Source organism: Novosphingobium ovatum (genome assembly GCF_009909235.1).
GTDB classification, from domain to species: domain Bacteria; phylum Pseudomonadota; class Alphaproteobacteria; order Sphingomonadales; family Sphingomonadaceae; genus Novosphingobium; species Novosphingobium ovatum.
The window spans coordinates 642,736-659,372 of the sequence record NZ_JAAAPO010000001.1; the positions used below are offsets into that span (position 1 = coordinate 642,736).

The window sequence follows — 16,637 nt, forward strand, 5'->3', positions numbered from 1 at the left end:
CGCGATAGCGTTCAACCGGGTTGCAGATCAACCCCAAGCGCCCATCATGGTCACAGATCCACCCCGGCCGCGATCGCTTCCAGCTTGCGGATGCGTTCTTTCAGGTCGGCCAGTTCGATCCGGCTGGCGGCCGCTGTATAGGGCTGGGGATCGACCGGGCTGCCGCCGCCAATCAGTTCCAGTTCGCGCGATTTCAGCGCCAGCCAGCCCTGCCATCCGCGCAATCCCACCAGCGCGCAGACGGTGACGGCGATCAGGCCGCTCAGGGCGAAATAGAGGTCAGGTGCGGGCATGGGATGGCCTTTCGGATGAGGGCGGCTTAGCGGTCGCGCAGGGCTTCGATTTGCGCGGCCAGATCGGCGCTGCGGCGTTCGTCGGTGTGGGGCGCGGTGGCGATGCGTTCCAGCACGCGCACCCGTTCACGCAACTGGGCGATTTCCGCGTCGCGCCAATCGGCGGCGGGGGATGGGGCGGCAAAGGGCGGGCGCTGGCCGCCGCCCATGGCGATCAGTGCCATTTTGCGGCGGTGGCGCAGGACCATCATGCCGGCAAACAAACCGGCCCAGATCAGCGGAACGATAATGCCATATTGGTGATGCACGTCAGCTCTCCACGGACAATCAGCGCAGGTTTTCGATTTGCGCGGCCAGATCGCGGCTCTGGCGCTCGTCGGTCAGGATGCGTTCCAGCACGCGCACGCGTTCTTCCAGCTCGCGCAGGCGCTCGGTCTGGGCCGCGATCAGTTGCGGCGGCACCGCATGGCCCTGCATCGCGGCCTGCGCGGCGATTTCGGCGATGCGTTGGCGGTGTTTGGTGACGATGGCGACAATCGGGATCGAAAGCGCCAGCATCGGGATCAGAAACGACCAGAACATGGCCATGATGCAATTCCCCCCATTATTGCGCCTTAGCGCAGGTTTTCGATCTCTGCCGCCAGACGCGGGTTGGACGAGACATAATAGGCTTCCACCGCGGCCAGGCGGCGGTCGATGTCGCGGAACTGGGCGCGCACTTCGCGCGTTGTACGGGTGGGCGACTGACGCACCCCCTGCCAGAACCGCTGTTCGGCGCGATCGGCGTACAGCTCTTGCGGCTTGTCATCGGCCAGGATGGCGATGGCAAAATAGATCGGCACGACAAAGCCGACCGTGAAGAACAGCGTGACCGTGATGACGCGCACCCACAGCACGTCAATGCCGGTGTAATCGGCAAGGCCGGCGCACACGCCCAGAAACTTGCCGTTGGCCTTGTCCTTGTAAAAGCGGGTGTGCAGCGTGCTCACGGCTGGGTCCTTTCGGCAAAGGTGCGTTCGGCGGAGCTGCCCGCCGGCGTGAAATCGGGGTGATCGGCGCGGACCAGCCGCTCGACCGTGTTCATGCGGTCGTCCAGACGGCGGGCCAGTTGGTACAGTTCCTCCAGCATCGCCTCGTCATCGCGGGTCAGCGTGGCCGATGTTTTCCACTTGGTGACGTAATGCAGGATGATCCACGGCATGCCGACAAACAGAAAGCCGCAGACAAAGATCGGGACCAGAATATCCTCGGCCATGGGCTCAGCCCTCCTTCTTGGCGGAAAGCTGGCGCTTGAGCGCTTCCAGCTCCTCGTCCACCTTGTCGGCCTGACCCAGCGCGGCGATCTCGTCGGCCAGACTCTGCGTCTTGCCCTCGGCCAGGCTCAGCGCGTCGGCGCGGCCCTCGGCAAAGTCCACCCGGCGCTCCAGCGCGTCAAAGCGGGCCATCGCCTCGTCCACCCGCTCGCTGGCCAGCAGCGTGCGCAGCTTGACGCGGTTCTCGGCCGATTCCAGCCGGGCGGCGATGGCGGTCTGACGGCTGCGGGCCTCGCGCAGGCGGGTTTGCAGCTTTTCAATGTCGGCCTCATAGGCGCGCAAACTGTCCTCCAGCACGGCGATCTCGCCGTTCAACTGGTCGGCCATGTCGCCCGCCTTGCGCTTTTCCACCAGCGCGGCGCGGGCCAGATCCTCGCGGTCCTTGGACAGGGCCAGCTGCGCCTTGTCACCCCAATCGGCCTGTAGCCGGTCCAGCTTCTCGACGTGGCGGCGCATTTCCTTTTGGTCGGCGATGGTGCGGGCGGCGCTGGCGCGGACTTCGACCAGCGTTTCCTCCATCTCCAGAATGATCATGCGGATCATTTTGGAGGGGTCCTCGGCCTTGTCCAGCAGGTCGGAGAAATTGGCGGCGATGATGTCACGGGTGCGGGAAAAGATGCCCATCAGGGGTGCTCCGGCTGCGGAAGGGATGTTGGGGGTATGGCGAAACTTTTCGATCTCGGTGTCAAGTCGGAAACGGGTCGGGGCGCCGTGGCCGCTGACGGCCGGGGGTACGGCAGGCAGCGGGGAAAGGCGGCGCCCCGGACCCGCGCCGGCCTCAGGGCTGCTGGACGGTGGCGACAGGGGAGGCACCACGCCAGCCTCTGCAGGGGCAAGAGGGCTGAGGCCGGAAGAGTTGGGTTGGGTCATGCCCACCCTATCGCAACGGCCGTGCCAATTGGCGCAGGTGGCGGAAAACTGGCGATTTCGGGCTGTGGGGTGCAAAACAGATGGTGGGAATTCTTGCCACCTGTGGGTGAAATATGCCATAGGTTGGGAACTGTTCAACGGCTATGGCGGTGATGATGTTGGCGCGCGACACGCAATTCATCGGGCAATCGGGGGCTTTTCTGGATGCGGTGGAACGCGCCAGCCGGGCCGCCCCCATGCGCCGCCCGGTGCTGGTGGTGGGTGAGCGCGGCACTGGCAAGGAGCTGATCGCCGAACGCCTGCACCGCTTGTCCGCGCGTTGGGACGAGCCGTTGATCGTGCTGAACTGCGCCGCCATGCCCGAAACCCTGATCGAGGCGGAGCTGTTCGGCCATGAGGCGGGCGCGTTCACCGGCGCCACCCGCGCCCGCGCCGGCCGGTTTGAGGAAGCCCATCGCGGCACGCTGTTTCTGGACGAATTGGGCACGCTGTCGATGGGCGCGCAGGAGCGCCTGTTGCGCGCGGTGGAATATGGCGAGGTGTGCCGCATCGGTTCCTCGCGCCCGATCCGGGTGGATGTGCGCATCGTGGCCGCCACCAACGAAGACCTGCCCCGCATGGCCGCCGAGGGCCGTTTCCGTGCCGACCTGCTGGACCGGCTGAGTTTCGAGGTGATCACCCTGCCGCCACTGCGCGCGCGCGAGGGCGATGTGCCGGTGCTGGCCGACCATTTTGGCCGCCGCATGGCCAGCGAGCTGGAGTGGGGCGCGTGGCCCGGCTTTACCCCGGCGGCGATGGCGGCGATGGAGGCCTATGGCTGGCCCGGCAACTTGCGCGAATTGCGCAATGTGGTGGAACGCGCGGTGTACCGCTGGGGGGCGCCCGCCCGCCCGATTGCCGAGGTGGTGTTTGACCCGTTCGAGTCGCCGTGGAAACCGGTGCAGTCGATGCGCGCGGCCGCGCCTGACCCGGTGCGCGACATGGCCGCTTCGGTGCGCGATCTGGCCGATGGTGGCGCTGCGATGCCTGCGCCCGGCGATGTCGATGCCGTGACCGATCTGCGCGCCGCGGTCGAGGCGCATGAGCGCGCCATCCTGCAGGCCGCGTTGGAGCGCAACCGTTTCAACCAGCGCGCGACGGCCAAGGCGCTCTCGCTGAGTTATGACCAGTTGCGTCATGCCCTGCGCAAACATGGGCTGAACGATCAGGGGCAGGGGTGATGCGACAGGGGCGGGGCTGATGGCCTATGGCGACCGAGGCGGTGATCGCCGCCCCATGCTGTATGCCAGCCTGATGGGGCCGTGCGTGGTGGTGGTGCCGGTCTGGATGTATGGCGCGTGGGGTATGACGGGCGAGGATCCGTCTTTTTCTCTAGGCTATCGGCTGGGCGCGTGCGTGGTAATGCTCTCGGGCGCGCTGATGGTGTGCATGGGTGGGGCGTTGGTCGGTTTGGCGGCATTGTCGTGCCTGGGGGCGCCATTGCGCGGCTGGATCGGCGATCGGCTGGTGGCGTGGCGCTGGGTGGTGGCTATGGTGATGTGTGGCGGAGTGCTGGGCGGGGCCATGGCGGGGGTGTCGGAACTGTGGGTGCGTGGGGTTTGGCCGGCCATGGCGCACAGTTATTTTCTGTCGTTGGGCGCCACATGTGGCGCGGCGACGGCGGGGTGCTATGCGTGGCTGGAACGGCGCGTGCTGATCCGTGCACAGGCGGTTGCGCCATTGGCTTGAGAAAAGGGGGGCATGGCTTTGCGTGTGGTGATCGGGCTGGCGTTGGTGGCAATGTCTGTTGCGGTTGTTCCGGCGGCCGCAGGGGTGGGTGCGGCCGATTTGGCGGCGGCAGAGCGTGCCGAGCAGCGGGCCGAGCGCATGTGGTGGTATGACCGCGCGGCGTGGCGCGGCACTGATGCCTTCATGGCGACGGTGCAGGCCAAGGGGCTGGATCTGGCGGCGCTGTTGCAGGGGGGCGAGGCCGGCTATGTCGTTGAACCGGGCAAGGGCAAGGCGCTGACCGTCACCTTTTTCGTGGCGCGGGGCGGGGTGGCGCGCGCCATCGCGGTGTTCGGCTATGACCCGGCCAGCGATGCGGCGCAGGGGGACATGACGCCGGGCGGCGCGACGCTGGGCGGTGGCCAGCCCTTGACCGCGCTGGGGCTGCGCATGGTGGCCGCGCAACAGGCGATGTGGCAACGCATGGGCACGCCCGGCCACGGGGTGTGCTCCCGTGATCGCCCCAATACGCTGATCCTGCCCGAGGCGGATGGCGGCCTGTCGGCCTATGTGATGAGCGCCTCGCGCGACTGGTCGCGCTATCCCATGGGCGGGCATTACCGGTTCGACTTTGCCGCCGATGGGCATCTGGTGGCCGAGCGCGCCTTTACCCGTGGGTGCCTGAACATGGACGTCAATCAGACGGGCGCCAAAGCGCTGGGGGTTACCCATGTGATGGACCCGGCACCCACCGAAATCCACGCCTTTATCAGCCGCCAGCTGGGCGCATTGAAGCATCTGGACCTGATGGTGGCCACAACGCCGAATGGCGAGATGTGGATATGGCATGATGGCAGGCTGAACGATCACCGCCCCTTGCCGCCCGCCGCCGCAGACGCCGCGCCGCCCGCCAAGCCGTCCTGAACCGGGCGCGCAAGCAGCCTCTTGCTATTTGTGGGGAATGCGGGTAATGGCCCGATCAATCCCGACATTGTGAACCGACAAGGCCGGGCCGGCACCGCAAGGCGCCGGCGCGATTTGCCGTTCGCACCTGGTCGGTATTGGGCCCGGACAGGGCTGTTGATGGAGACGTGATGACCAATATTGCCCGCATTATCGAGATTGTCGAACCGGAGGTGAAGGCCTTGGGTTTTGAACTGGTGCGCGTGCGCCTGTTCGGCAAGAGCGAGGTGGGCGATGAGGAGCACACGTTGCAGATCATGGCCGAGCGTCCCGACACCGGGCAGTTGATCATGGAGGATTGCGTTGTGCTCTCGCACCGCATTTCCGACCGGATCGACGCGCTGGAGGAGGCTGGTGAGTCGCTGATCGTCGAGGCCTATCGTCTGGAGGTCAGCTCGCCCGGGATCGACCGGCCGCTGACCCGGCTCAAGGACTATGCCGACTGGGTGGGCCATGAGGCCAAGATCAACCTGATCAACCCGGTCGAGGGCAACCGCAAGGCGCTGGCTGGCGAACTGGCCGGGCTGGAGGGCGAGACGGTCCTGTTTGACGACAAGAAATCCGGGCGGGTGACCTTTACCCTGTCCGACATCCATTCGGCCAAGCTGGTCCTGACCGACCGGCTGCTGGCCGCCACCAAACCCATCGACATCGGCGACGTGGACGAGTTTGACGAAGCCGACGAACCCACCGAAGTGCAGGAAGACTGATCATGGCCAGTGCGATTTCCGCGAACCGCGCCGAACTGCTTGCGATTGCCACCGCCGTTGCCACCGAGAAGATGATCGACAAGGCGATCGTCATCGAGGCCATGGAAGAGGCGATCCAGAAGTCTGCCCGCAACCGCTATGGCGCCGAGAATGACATCCGCGCCAAGCTGGACCCGCGCACCGGCGATCTGCGCCTGTGGCGCGTGGTCGAGGTGGTCGAGCATGTCGACGACTATTTCAAGCAGGTCGACCTGAAGCAGGCTGAAAAGCTGCAAAAGGACGCCAAGATCGGTGACTTCATCGTCGATCCGCTGCCGCCGGTGGATCTGGGCCGCATTGATGCCCAGTCGGCCAAGCAGGTGATTTTCCAGAAGGTGCGCGACGCCGAGCGTGACCGTCAGTTCGCCGAGTTCAAGGACCGCGTGGGTGAGGTTGTCACCGGCGTGATCAAGTCGGTGGAATTTGGCCATGTGATCGTCAATCTGGGTCGCGCCGAAGGCGTCATCCGCCGCGACCAGCAGATCCCGCGTGAGGCCGCCCGCGTGGGTGAGCGTGTGCGCGCCATCATCCTGAAGGTGGACCGCCAGAACCGTGGCCCGCAGATCTTCCTTTCCCGCGCGCACCCCGACTTCATGAAGAAGTTGTTCGCGCAGGAAGTGCCCGAGATCTATGACTCGATCATCGAGATCAAGGCCGCCGCCCGCGATCCGGGCAGCCGTGCCAAGATCGGCGTGATCAGCCGCGATTCCAGCATCGATCCGGTCGGCGCCTGCGTCGGCATGAAGGGCAGCCGCGTGCAGGCCGTCGTGCAGGAATTGCAGGGCGAAAAGATCGACATCATCCCCTGGAGCGAGGATGCCGCGACCTTTGTGGTGAACGCGTTGCAGCCCGCCACCGTCAGCCGCGTGGTGATCGACGAGGAAGACGCCCGCATCGAGGTGGTGGTGCCTGATGATCAGCTGAGCCTTGCCATTGGTCGTCGCGGTCAGAACGTGCGTCTGGCCAGCCAGCTGACGGGCAAGCAGATCGACATCATGACCGAGGCCGAAGCGAGCGAGAAGCGGCAGAAGGAATTTGCCGAACGCTCGAAGATGTTCGAGGAAGAGCTGGACGTTGATGAGACGCTCTCGCAGCTGCTGGTGGCCGAAGGCTTCACCGAGCTGGAGGAAGTGGCCTATATCGACATCGCCGAGCTGGCCACGATCGAAGGCTTTGACGAGGAGCTGGCCGAGGAGCTGCAAAGCCGCGCCGCCGAGGCACTGGAGCGCCGCGAGGACGCGAATCGCGAACTGCGCCGCGCGCTGGGCGTCGATGACGAGCTGGCCGAGCTGCCCCACCTGAACGAGGCTATGCTGGTTACGCTGGGCAAGGCGGGGATCAAGACGCTGGACGATCTGGCCGATCTGGCCACCGACGAACTGATCGCCAAGAAGCGCGTCAACGATCAGCGCCGCCGCAACGACAAGCGCGACCGCGACGAAAAGCGCGAAGAAGCGAGCCGTGGCGGTGTGCTGGGCGAATATGGCCTGAGCGAGGAGCAGGGCAACGAGATCATCATGGCCGCGCGCGCGCACTGGTTCGACGACGAACCGGCCGCCGAGGGCGCCGCTGACAATGGGGAGGCCGCCGATGCGGACTCCTCGCAATGAACGCGTAGGTAGCGGCCCCGGAGCCGCAAAAGCGGCCGGGTCCAAACACACGCAAGCACCGCGCGGGCCGAAAGGCGCCGACAGCGTCGAGGACGGGCCGGAAAGGAAATGCATCCTTTCCGGGCGTCATGACGCGCGCGATTCGCTGATCCGTCTGGCGATTTCGCCCGACGGGCCGGACGGCGTGGCGATGGTTCTGCCCGATGTGCTGGCGCGTGCGCCGGGCCGCGGGGCATGGATCGGCGTCACCCGCGCCGAGCTGGAAGTGGCGATCGCCAAGGGCAAGCTGAAGGGCGCGCTGGCCCGTGCCTATAAGGGCGCAAAGCTGTCGATCCCCGACGATCTGCCCGATTTGATCGAGGCGGCGCTGACTCGCGCCTTTTATGACCGTTTGGGGCTGGCCTATGGCGCCGGGCAGGTGTTGGTCGGGTCTGACCGCATCGCCGAAAACGCGCGCATGGGCCGGGTGGTCTGGCTGGCCCATGCCAGCGACGCGGGCAGTGATGGCAACCGCAAGCTGGATCAGGCATGGCGCGTGGGCCAGGAGGCCGAGGGCAGCGGAATGACCGGGGTCACCTTACCTCTGGACCGTGCGGGGTTGTCTGTGGCATTGGGCCGCGAGAACGTCGTGCATCTGGCGCTGACTGACCGGGCCGTGGCCGATCGGCTGGCCCCCTTGCTTGGGCGCCTGCTTCATTATTTGGACCGTCCGGATGCGGACGGGCAGGATATTCAGGGCAAACCGGTGGCCGATGCCGCCGTGGGCGCCGATGACGACGTATTGATGTGAAGGGCTGTTTGACGAGATGACCGATAGTAACGACAAACCGACACTGGGCCGCAAGCCGCTGGGGCTGAAGCGCTCGGTGGAAGCGGGTGAAGTCAAGCAGACCTTCAGCCATGGCCGCACCAACAAGGTGGTGGTTGAAGTGAAGCGCCGCAAGGTGTTGGGCAAGCCGGGTGAGGGCGGCGCGCCCGCGCCGCAGGCGGCTGAACCCGCACCCGCTCCGGCGCCGGCTCCCGCGCCCGCGCCCGCTCCGGTGGCCGCCGCCCCGGTGCCGCCCGCCCCGCGCCCGGCAGCGCCCGCACCCCGCCCGGCCCCGCCGCGCAACGAGACGCGTCAGGAAATGCAGGCCCGCCTGCTGCGCGAGGCTGAAGAGTCGCGCATGGCCGCGCTGGAAGCTGCCAGCCGCCGCGAGCAGGAGGAAAAGGCCCGCGCGATCGAGGAAGAGCGCCGCCGCGCCGAGGAAAACCGCCGTGCCGCCGAGGCTGCCGAAGCCGCGCCCGCGCCCGCTCCGGTTGAGGAAGCCGCGCCCGCGCCTGTCGCTGCCGCGCCGGCCGAGGCCAAGCCCGCCGCGCCTGTCGCTGCCGCTCCGGCCGAGGCCAAGCCCGCGCCCGCCGCGCGTCAGGAAGCGCCCGCCCGTGCGGCCGCTCCGGCCCCCGCGCCCGCGCCGCGCCGCTTTACCCCGGTGCAGTCGCCTGCCGCCCCCGCGCGCAAGCCTGAAGCGCCTGGCGCGGCCGCCAAGAAGCCCGCGCCCAACCGCGACCGCAAGGGCGATGACCGCCGTGGTGGCAAGCTGACCGTCAGCCGTGCGCTGAACGAGGACGAGGGTGCACGCGCCCGTTCGCTGGCCGCGTTGAAGCGCGCCCGCGAAAAGGAACGCCGCGCCCAGTTCAGCGGCCAGTATCAGCAGCGTGAAAAGCAGGTGCGCGACGTGGTCGTGCCCGAGGCGATCACGGTGCAGGAATTGGCCAACCGTATGGCTGAAAAGGCCGCGGATCTGGTCAAGTCGCTGTTCAAGATGGGCATGGTGGTGACGCTGAACCACACCATCGATCAGGACACCGCCGAGCTGTTGGTCGAGGAATTTGGCCACAACATCCAGCGCGTCAGCGAGAATGACGTCGACATCGACACCACCGTCGACGTCGATGCCGAAGAAACGCTGAAGACCCGTCCGCCGGTCGTCACGATCATGGGCCACGTTGACCATGGCAAGACCAGCCTGCTGGACGCGCTGCGCGGGACCGATGTGGTCAAGGGCGAAGCGGGCGGCATCACGCAGCACATCGGCGCCTATCAGATCAAGACCAAGGGTGGCGATCTGGTCACCTTCCTGGACACGCCGGGCCACGAGGCTTTCAGTGAAATGCGTCAGCGCGGCGCCAATGTGACGGATATCGTCATTCTGGTGGTGGCCGGTGACGATGGCCTGATGCCCCAGACGATCGAGGCCATCAACCACACCAAGGCCGCCGGCGTGCCGATGATCGTGGCGATCACCAAGTGCGACAAGCCGGAATACAACCCGCAGAAGATCCGCGAGCGCCTGCTGGAGCACGAGATCATCGTCGAGCAGATGTCGGGTGAAGTGCAGGACGTCGAGGTTTCGGCCAAGACCGGCGCTGGTTTGCAGGAGCTGATCGAGAAGATCCTGTTGCAGGCAGAACTGATGGAGCTGAAGGCCAACCCCGACCGCGCCGCCGAGGCGACCGTGGTCGAGGCCAAGCTGGACAAGGGCAAGGGGCCGCTGGCCACCGTGCTGATCACGCGTGGCACGCTCAAGGTCGGCGACATTCTGGTGGTCGGCACCCATTCGGGCCGCGTGCGCGCCATGCTGGATGACAAGGGTCGCCAGATCAAGGCCGCCCCGCCGGCGCTGCCGGTCGAGGTGCTGGGCATTGGCGGCGTGCCGATGGCCGGTGACACGCTGACCGTGGTCGAGAGCGAAGCCCGTGCCCGCGAAGTGGCTGCCTTCCGTCAGGAACAGGCCACCGCCAAGCGCACGACGCAGGCGCCTTCCAGCATTGAGAACATGTTCTCGGCGCTGCGCGCCAAGGAGACCGTCATTGAGTACCCGATCGTCGTCAAGGCTGACGTGCAGGGCTCGACCGAGGCGATCTGCAACGCGCTCAACCGCCTGTCGACCGACGAGATCAAGGTCAAGATCCTGCATTCGGGCGTGGGCGCCATCACCGAAAGCGATGTGACGCTGGCCGGTGCCACTGGCGCGCCGATCGTCGGCTTCAACGTGCGTCCCAACGCCAAGGCGCGCGAGATGGTCGAGCGTCAGAAGGTGCGGATGAAGTATTTCGACGTCATCTATCACCTGACCGACGACATCGCCAAGGAAATGGCCGGCGAGCTGGGTCCCGAGCGCATCGAAACGGTCGTTGGCCGCGCCGATGTCAAGGAAGTGTTCCCCGCGGGCAAGCACGACAAGGCCGCTGGTCTGTTGGTGGTCGAGGGTTACATCAAGAAGGGCCTGTACGCCCGTCTCACCCGTCAGGACGTCATCGTCTCCAAGACCCACATCAAGTCGTTGCGCCGTTTCAAGGACGACGTGGCCGAGGTGCGGGCCGGTCTGGAATGCGGTGTCGTGCTGGAGGACACCAACGACATCAAGCCCGGCGACAGCCTGGAAGTGTTCGAGGTCGAGATGCGCGAGCGCACGCTGTAAGGCATGCCCGTCAGCCGGAAGCGCGAAAGGCCCACCACGCAAAAGCCTGCCCGCAAGGGCGGCTGGTGGGCCCGCAACCGGCGTTCGATCTGGTCTGGTATCGATAGCGGGGTAACGGCGGGATGTTTGCCCATATGGGCGGCATTGGCCGTTGCCCCGTTGGCCGTTTGCGCCATGGGAAAGCTGGGATGACCCGCTACATCGCCTTTTTCGGCAGCGTCAATGTGGGCGACAACCGGCTGACCATGGCCGATTTGCGCCATGCGATGGCGCGCGAGGAGTTCGAGAATATCGAAACCGTCGTGGCCAGCGGCAATGTGCTGTTCGACTATGACCAGCGCCCCACCGATGGGCTGGAGGACATGCTGTCGCACATGATGGCTGACCGGTTCGATATCGCCAGCTTTGTCGCGGTGCGCTCGGTGGACGAATTGCGCAGCGCGATTGAGGACAATCCCTTTGCCGCGACCGGCGATCCGGCGCAGGTGCACACGATGTTTCTGGCGGGCGATCCCGGCGCGCTGACTTTCTCGGCCATGGCCGAAATCCATGCGCCGCGCGGGCCAGAGCGTCTGGCGCTGGGCGCGCGTTGCCTTTACATTGATTATGTCGAGGGTGTGGGGCGCTCGCGCCTGACCAACGCCTTTATCGAGCGGCGGCTGGGCTATCCGGGCACCGCGCGCAATATCCGCAGTCTGCGGCGCATTTTGGACAAGATGGAACACTGATGGCTCGTCACCAGATCTCGACCCCCGAAAACCGTTCGGTCCGCCTGTTGAAGGTGGGCGAGCAGGTGCGCCACGTCATCAGCGAATTGCTGACCCGCCAGATGGTACATGACGATGTGCTCTCGGCCCATTCCGTCAGCGTGACCGAGGTGCGCATGTCGCCTGATCTGCGCCACGCGGCGGTGTTCGTAAAGCCGCTGCTGGGCGAGGACGAGGCGGTGGTGCTCAAAGCCTTGCGCACCCACACCGCCTTTTTCCAGAAGGAAGTGGCCGGCAAGCTGAAGCTGAAATACGCGGCCAAGATCAAGTTTCTGGCCGACGAAAGCTTTGACGAGGCAAGCCGGATCGACGCGTTGTTGGCCGACCCCCGCGTGCGCCGCGATGTGGACGCTGCCGACGAGGGTGACGAGGACTGAGCCGCGCCCATGGCCAAGCTCTATTTCTATTATGCCAGCATGAATGCGGGCAAATCGACCAATCTGTTGCAGGCGGCGTTCAACTATGCCGAACGAGGCATGGCGACGATGCTGTGGACGGCGGCGATTGATGATCGTGGCGGCGATCACGCGATCGAAAGCCGCATTGGCCTGCATGCCGATGCGCACCGTTTCGCGCAAGCCACGGATTTGTATTCGGCGGTGCTGGCAGCCCATGAAACCACGCCCATCGGCTGTGTTCTGGTGGACGAGGCCCAATTCCTGACGCCCGAACAGGTGTGGGAATGCGCGCGTCTGGCCGATGAGGCCAATATTCCGGTGCTGTGTTATGGCCTGCGCACCGATTTCCAGGGCGAATTGTTTCCGGGCTCGGCGGTGCTGCTGGGCATTGCGGACTCGCTGGTGGAGCTCAAGGCGGTGTGCCATTGCGGCCGCAAGGCGACGATGAACCTGCGGGTGGACGCCGATGGCCGCGCGGTGATCGCCGGGGCACAGACCGAGATTGGCGGCAATGACCGCTATGTTGCGCTGTGCCGCCGCCATTTTGCCGCCGCGCGCGGGATGTATGGCGCGGCGTGATGGGCGTGCACGGTTGGATCATTCTGGACAAGCCGCTGGAGCTGGGCAGCACGCAGGCGGTCAGCGCGGTCAAGCGCAACCTGCGCGAGGCGGGCTATAACATGAAGCTGAAGGGCGGGATCAAGGTGGGCCATGGCGGCACGCTGGACCCGCTGGCCAGTGGCATTCTGCCCATCGCGCTGGGTGAGGCGACCAAGCTGACGGGCCGCATGCTGGACGCGTCCAAGGTCTACAGCTTTACCGTGGCATTTGGCACGCAGACCGACACGCTGGATCTGGAAGGCGCGGTGGTGGCCAGCAGCGATATGCACCCCGCCGCCGCCGCCATCGCTGCCGTTCTGCCGCAGTTTACCGGGCCGATCGCACAGGTGCCGCCCGCCTATAGCGCCATCCGCATCGACGGCACGCGCGCCTATGACCGGGCACGCGCCGGTGAGGTGGTCGAGATGCCCACGCGCGACATCACCGTGCATGACATCGCGTTGGTGGATGCGGTGGCGGGGGAGGGCGATGCCTGCACCCACGCCACTTTCCGCGCGCATGTGTCCAAGGGCACCTATATCCGCTCTCTGGCGCGCGACATCGCGCTGACGCTGGGGACGGTGGGGCATGTGACGATGCTGCGGCGCGAACAGGCCGGGCCGTTTGGCATGGATCAGGCGATTTCGCTGGACTTGTTGAACGAAATCGGTAAGGGCGCACCGCTTGAGAACATTCTCTTGCCGCTGGAGGCAGGGCTGGTCGACATCCCGGCTCTTACCCTCAGCCCGGAACAGGCAAGGGCGGTCCGACAGGGCCGCGTTCTGACCGGGCAGTCCCATGCCGACGGGCTGTATTGGGCGCGCTGTGGCGATATGCCGGTCGCGCTGATGCAGATTGACGGCGGCTCGGCCACGGTCGAGCGGGGGTTCAACCTTTATCAGGATGTCGCGGAGTAGAGCACATGACGGTTACCGCCGAAAAGAAGCAGGAACTTATCGCCGACAACGCCCGCAAGGCTGGCGATACCGGTTCGCCCGAAGTGCAGGTCGCTATCCTGACCACGCGCATCGTGAACCTGACCGAGCACTTCAAGACCCACGCCAAGGACAACCACTCGCGTCGTGGTCTGTTGCAGCTGGTCAACAAGCGCCGCACCCTGCTGGCCTACCTGAAGAAGAAGGATGTGGAGCGTTACAACGCTCTCATCGCCAAGCTGGGCCTGCGCAAGTAAGCCTGATGGATCAAGCGCCCCTTTCCCCACCGGGATTGGGGCGCTGCTTCTTTGTGGCGTTTGCGGCGATTTTTCCGGTCTACACCGGCACTCGCAAATGGCTGCATCTTCCCCTCGCTTGGGGGGCAATTGTCGGCTAAGAGACGCGCGGCCCCATCATGGGGCTGTTGTGCATTTTGGCAGGACCGAATTTCAGGGGCTTTTCCGCAATCCGGTGGAAGGCCTTGGGGCGCGAGAGCATGTTGCCCCGCACCGCCGCCGGGCGGATATCCCGGCATAAGCAAGCCCCGCAAGGCAATAGGGCCTGTGGGCTGAAGGAAAAATGATGTTCGACGTCAAGACCGTATCGCTGGAGTGGGGCGGAAAGACCCTCACCCTCGAAACCGGCCGTATCGCCCGTCAGGCCGACGGCGCTGTTCTGGCCACCTATGGCGAAACCGTGGTGCTGTGCGCCGTGACCGCCGCCAAGTCTGTGAAGGAAGGCCAGGATTTCTTCCCGCTGACCGTCCACTATCAGGAAAAGTTTTCGGCTGCCGGCCGTATCCCCGGCGGCTTCTTCAAGCGTGAGCGTGGCGCGACGGAAAAGGAAACGCTGGTTTCCCGCCTGATCGACCGCCCGGTGCGCCCGCTGTTCCCCGAAGGTTTCTATAACGAAATCAACGTTATCGCTCAGGTGTTGAGCTATGACGGCGAGACCGAACCCGATATCGTCGCGATGATCGCCGCTTCGGCTGCGCTGACCATCAGCGGCGTGCCCTTCATGGGCCCGATCGGCGCCGCCCGCGTCGGTTTCAAGGATGGCGAATACCAGCTGAACCCCTCGATGGCGCAGGTCGCCGAGGGTCGTCTGGACCTGGTCGTTGCCGCCACCGATTCCGCCGTGATGATGGTGGAGTCCGAGGCCAAGGAACTGACCGAGGAAGAAATGCTGGGCGCGGTCATGTTCGCCCATGACGAAAGCCGCAAGGTTGTCGCCGCGATCATCGAGCTGGCCGAAAAGGCCGCGAAGGATCCGTGGGAAATCGACCTGTCGGACAACACCGCCGACATGAAGAAGAAGCTGAAGACGCTGGTGGGCAAGGACATTGCCGCCGCGTACAAGCTGACCGACAAGTCGGCCCGTTCGAACGCGCTGAACGAGGCACGCGCCAAGGCCAAGGCTGCCTTTGCCGACGAGGGTGCCCAGACCCAGATGGTCGCGATCAAGACCATGAAGAAGCTGGAAGCCGAAATCGTGCGTACCGCCATCCTGAAGGACGGCAAGCGCATCGACGGCCGCACCACGACGCAGATCCGTCCGATCGAGTCGATGGTGGGCTTCCTGCCGCGCACGCATGGTTCGGCGCTGTTCACGCGCGGTGAAACGCAGTCGATCTGCACCACCACGCTGGGCACCAAGGATGCCGAGCAGATGATCGACGGTCTGGACGGCCTGTCGTATCAGCCGTTCATGCTGCACTACAACTTCCCGCCGTATTCGGTTGGCGAAGTTGGCCGCTTTGGCGCGCCGGGCCGCCGCGAGGTTGGCCATGGCAAGCTGGCGTGGCGCGCGCTGCACCCCGTGCTGCCGAGCAAGGAAGACTTCCCTTACACCATCCGCGTTCTCTCGGACATCACCGAGTCGAACGGTTCGTCCTCGATGGCTACCGTCTGCGGCGGTTCGCTTTCGATGATGGACGCGGGCGTGCCGCTGGTGCGTCCGGTGTCGGGCATCGCCATGGGCCTGATCCTGGAAGGTGACGAATTCACCGTGCTGTCCGACATTCTGGGTGACGAAGATCACCTGGGCGACATGGACTTCAAGGTGGCCGGCACGTCCGAGGGCATCACCACGATGCAGATGGACATCAAGGTCGCCGGCATCACCAAGGAAATCATGGCGCAAGCCCTGACGCAGGCCAAGGAAGGCCGCGCGCATATCCTGGGTGAGATGCTGAAGGCTTTGGGTGAGGCCCGGACCGAACTGTCGGCCCATGCCCCGCGCATCGAGACGATCAGCATCGACAAGTCGAAGATCCGTGACGTCATCGGCACCGGCGGCAAGGTGATCCGCGAGATCGTCGCCACCACCGGCGCCAAGGTCGACATCGACGACGAAGGGATCATCAAGATCTCGTCGAGCGATCTGGGCCAGATCGAGGCTGCCAAGAACTGGATTCTGGGCATCGTCGAGGAAGCCGAAGTCGGCAAGGTCTACAAGGGCAAGGTCGTCAACATCGTCGACTTTGGCGCTTTCGTGAACTTCATGGGTGGCAAGGACGGTCTGGTCCACGTCAGCGAAATGAAGAACGAGCGCGTCGAAAAGCCGACCGACGTTGTCAAGGAAGGCCAGGAAGTCTTTGTCAAGGTTCTGGAAATCGACAACCGTGGCAAGGTTCGCCTGTCCATGCGCGTCGTCGATCAGGACACCGGCGCCGAGCTGGAGGACACCCGTCCGCCGCGTGAACCGCGCGAACCGCGTGGTGACCGTGGCGACCGTGGCAGCGACCGCCGTGGCCCGCGCAACGATCGTGGTCCGCGCCGTGACGGCGGCGACCGTGGTCCCCGCCGTGAAGGTGGTGACCGTCCTCGTCGTGACCGCGAAGAGGGTGGCAACCCCGATCACATGCCGGCTTTCCTGAAGTCGGACGACTGATCGCGGGCCAAGGCCTGAGGTAACGAAAAGGCCCGCTTCTCAGACGAGAGGCGGGCCTTTTTGCTGTCCGGTGCGCCGC

The 16,637-nt window shown here is 65.4% G+C and carries 19 protein-coding genes; 13 read left to right on the forward strand and 6 right to left on the reverse strand.

The annotated features are described in order from the left end of the window. Positions 1-50: 50 nt before the first annotated feature. Genes GTZ99_RS02835 through pspA form a run of 6 tightly spaced genes read right to left on the reverse strand, consistent with a single transcriptional unit; the run spans position 51 to position 2,284 of the window. Positions 51-293 (reverse strand): hypothetical protein, encoded by a 243-nt coding sequence (locus tag GTZ99_RS02835; protein ID WP_161716752.1) that lies wholly within the window; start codon positions 291-293, stop codon positions 51-53. A gap of 26 nt (positions 294-319) precedes the next feature. Then, positions 320-601 (reverse strand): hypothetical protein, encoded by a 282-nt coding sequence (locus GTZ99_RS02840; protein ID WP_161716753.1) that lies wholly within the window; start codon positions 599-601, stop codon positions 320-322. Between the two features lie 19 nt (positions 602-620). Beyond that, complete coding sequence (locus tag GTZ99_RS02845; protein WP_161716754.1) at positions 621-881, reverse strand: hypothetical protein; 261 nt, start codon at positions 879-881, stop codon at positions 621-623. A gap of 26 nt (positions 882-907) precedes the next feature. After that, positions 908-1,282, reverse strand: coding sequence for an envelope stress response membrane protein PspC (pspC, locus tag GTZ99_RS02850; RefSeq protein ID WP_161716755.1), 375 nt, complete (start codon positions 1,280-1,282; stop codon positions 908-910). Then, positions 1,279-1,548, reverse strand: coding sequence for an envelope stress response membrane protein PspB (gene pspB / locus GTZ99_RS02855; protein WP_161716756.1), 270 nt, complete (start codon positions 1,546-1,548; stop codon positions 1,279-1,281). Before pspB ends, pspC begins: the two co-directional genes overlap by 4 nt. Positions 1,549-1,552: 4 nt before the next feature. Beyond that, the gene (gene pspA, locus GTZ99_RS02860; protein ID WP_320076629.1) at positions 1,553-2,284 is read right to left on the reverse strand and encodes a phage shock protein PspA; all 732 of its coding nucleotides are present in this window, start codon (positions 2,282-2,284) and stop codon (positions 1,553-1,555) included. A 350-nt stretch (positions 2,285-2,634) separates the two neighbouring features. Between pspA and pspF the strand changes: the two genes are divergently transcribed. From pspF to pnp, 13 genes are all read left to right on the forward strand, one after another. Beyond that, complete coding sequence (gene pspF, locus GTZ99_RS02865; RefSeq protein WP_161717043.1) at positions 2,635-3,696, forward strand: phage shock protein operon transcriptional activator; 1,062 nt, start codon at positions 2,635-2,637, stop codon at positions 3,694-3,696. A 19-nt stretch (positions 3,697-3,715) separates the two neighbouring features. Then, positions 3,716-4,204, forward strand: coding sequence for a hypothetical protein (locus GTZ99_RS02870; protein ID WP_161716758.1), 489 nt, complete (start codon positions 3,716-3,718; stop codon positions 4,202-4,204). 12 nt (positions 4,205-4,216) lie between these two features. Beyond that, complete coding sequence (locus GTZ99_RS02875) at positions 4,217-5,107, forward strand: hypothetical protein (protein ID WP_161716759.1); 891 nt, start codon at positions 4,217-4,219, stop codon at positions 5,105-5,107. Between the two features lie 170 nt (positions 5,108-5,277). Continuing rightward, positions 5,278-5,856: a ribosome maturation protein RimP gene (gene rimP, locus GTZ99_RS02880; protein ID WP_161716760.1), complete on the forward strand. Its 579-nt coding sequence runs from the start codon at positions 5,278-5,280 to the stop codon at positions 5,854-5,856. Between the two features lie 2 nt (positions 5,857-5,858). Continuing rightward, on the forward strand, positions 5,859-7,505 hold the full coding sequence (nusA, locus tag GTZ99_RS02885; RefSeq protein ID WP_161716761.1) for a transcription termination factor NusA: 1,647 nt from the start codon (positions 5,859-5,861) through the stop codon (positions 7,503-7,505). Further along, a complete protein-coding gene (locus GTZ99_RS02890; protein WP_161716762.1) occupies positions 7,486-8,295 on the forward strand; it encodes a DUF448 domain-containing protein in 810 nt (269 codons plus the stop codon). Before nusA ends, GTZ99_RS02890 begins: the two co-directional genes overlap by 20 nt. Before the next feature lie 16 nt (positions 8,296-8,311). Next, a complete protein-coding gene (gene infB / locus GTZ99_RS02895; protein ID WP_161716763.1) occupies positions 8,312-10,966 on the forward strand; it encodes a translation initiation factor IF-2 in 2,655 nt (884 codons plus the stop codon). Positions 10,967-11,154: 188 nt separating this feature from the next. After that, positions 11,155-11,694, forward strand: a complete 540-nt coding sequence (locus GTZ99_RS02900) for a DUF1697 domain-containing protein (RefSeq protein ID WP_161716764.1) — start codon at positions 11,155-11,157, stop codon at positions 11,692-11,694. After that, a complete protein-coding gene (gene rbfA, locus GTZ99_RS02905) occupies positions 11,694-12,110 on the forward strand; it encodes a 30S ribosome-binding factor RbfA (RefSeq protein ID WP_161716765.1) in 417 nt (138 codons plus the stop codon). The genes GTZ99_RS02900 and rbfA overlap by 1 nt, the downstream gene beginning before the upstream one ends. A gap of 9 nt (positions 12,111-12,119) precedes the next feature. After that, complete coding sequence (locus tag GTZ99_RS02910; protein WP_161716766.1) at positions 12,120-12,710, forward strand: thymidine kinase; 591 nt, start codon at positions 12,120-12,122, stop codon at positions 12,708-12,710. Next, positions 12,710-13,648 (forward strand): tRNA pseudouridine(55) synthase TruB, encoded by a 939-nt coding sequence (truB, locus tag GTZ99_RS02915; protein WP_161716767.1) that lies wholly within the window; start codon positions 12,710-12,712, stop codon positions 13,646-13,648. The genes GTZ99_RS02910 and truB overlap by 1 nt, the downstream gene beginning before the upstream one ends. Positions 13,649-13,653: 5 nt before the next feature. Beyond that, positions 13,654-13,923 (forward strand): 30S ribosomal protein S15, encoded by a 270-nt coding sequence (gene rpsO, locus GTZ99_RS02920; RefSeq protein WP_161716768.1) that lies wholly within the window; start codon positions 13,654-13,656, stop codon positions 13,921-13,923. A gap of 325 nt (positions 13,924-14,248) precedes the next feature. Continuing rightward, on the forward strand, positions 14,249-16,558 hold the full coding sequence (gene pnp, locus GTZ99_RS02925; RefSeq protein ID WP_161716769.1) for a polyribonucleotide nucleotidyltransferase: 2,310 nt from the start codon (positions 14,249-14,251) through the stop codon (positions 16,556-16,558). Positions 16,559-16,637: the final 79 nt, after the last annotated feature.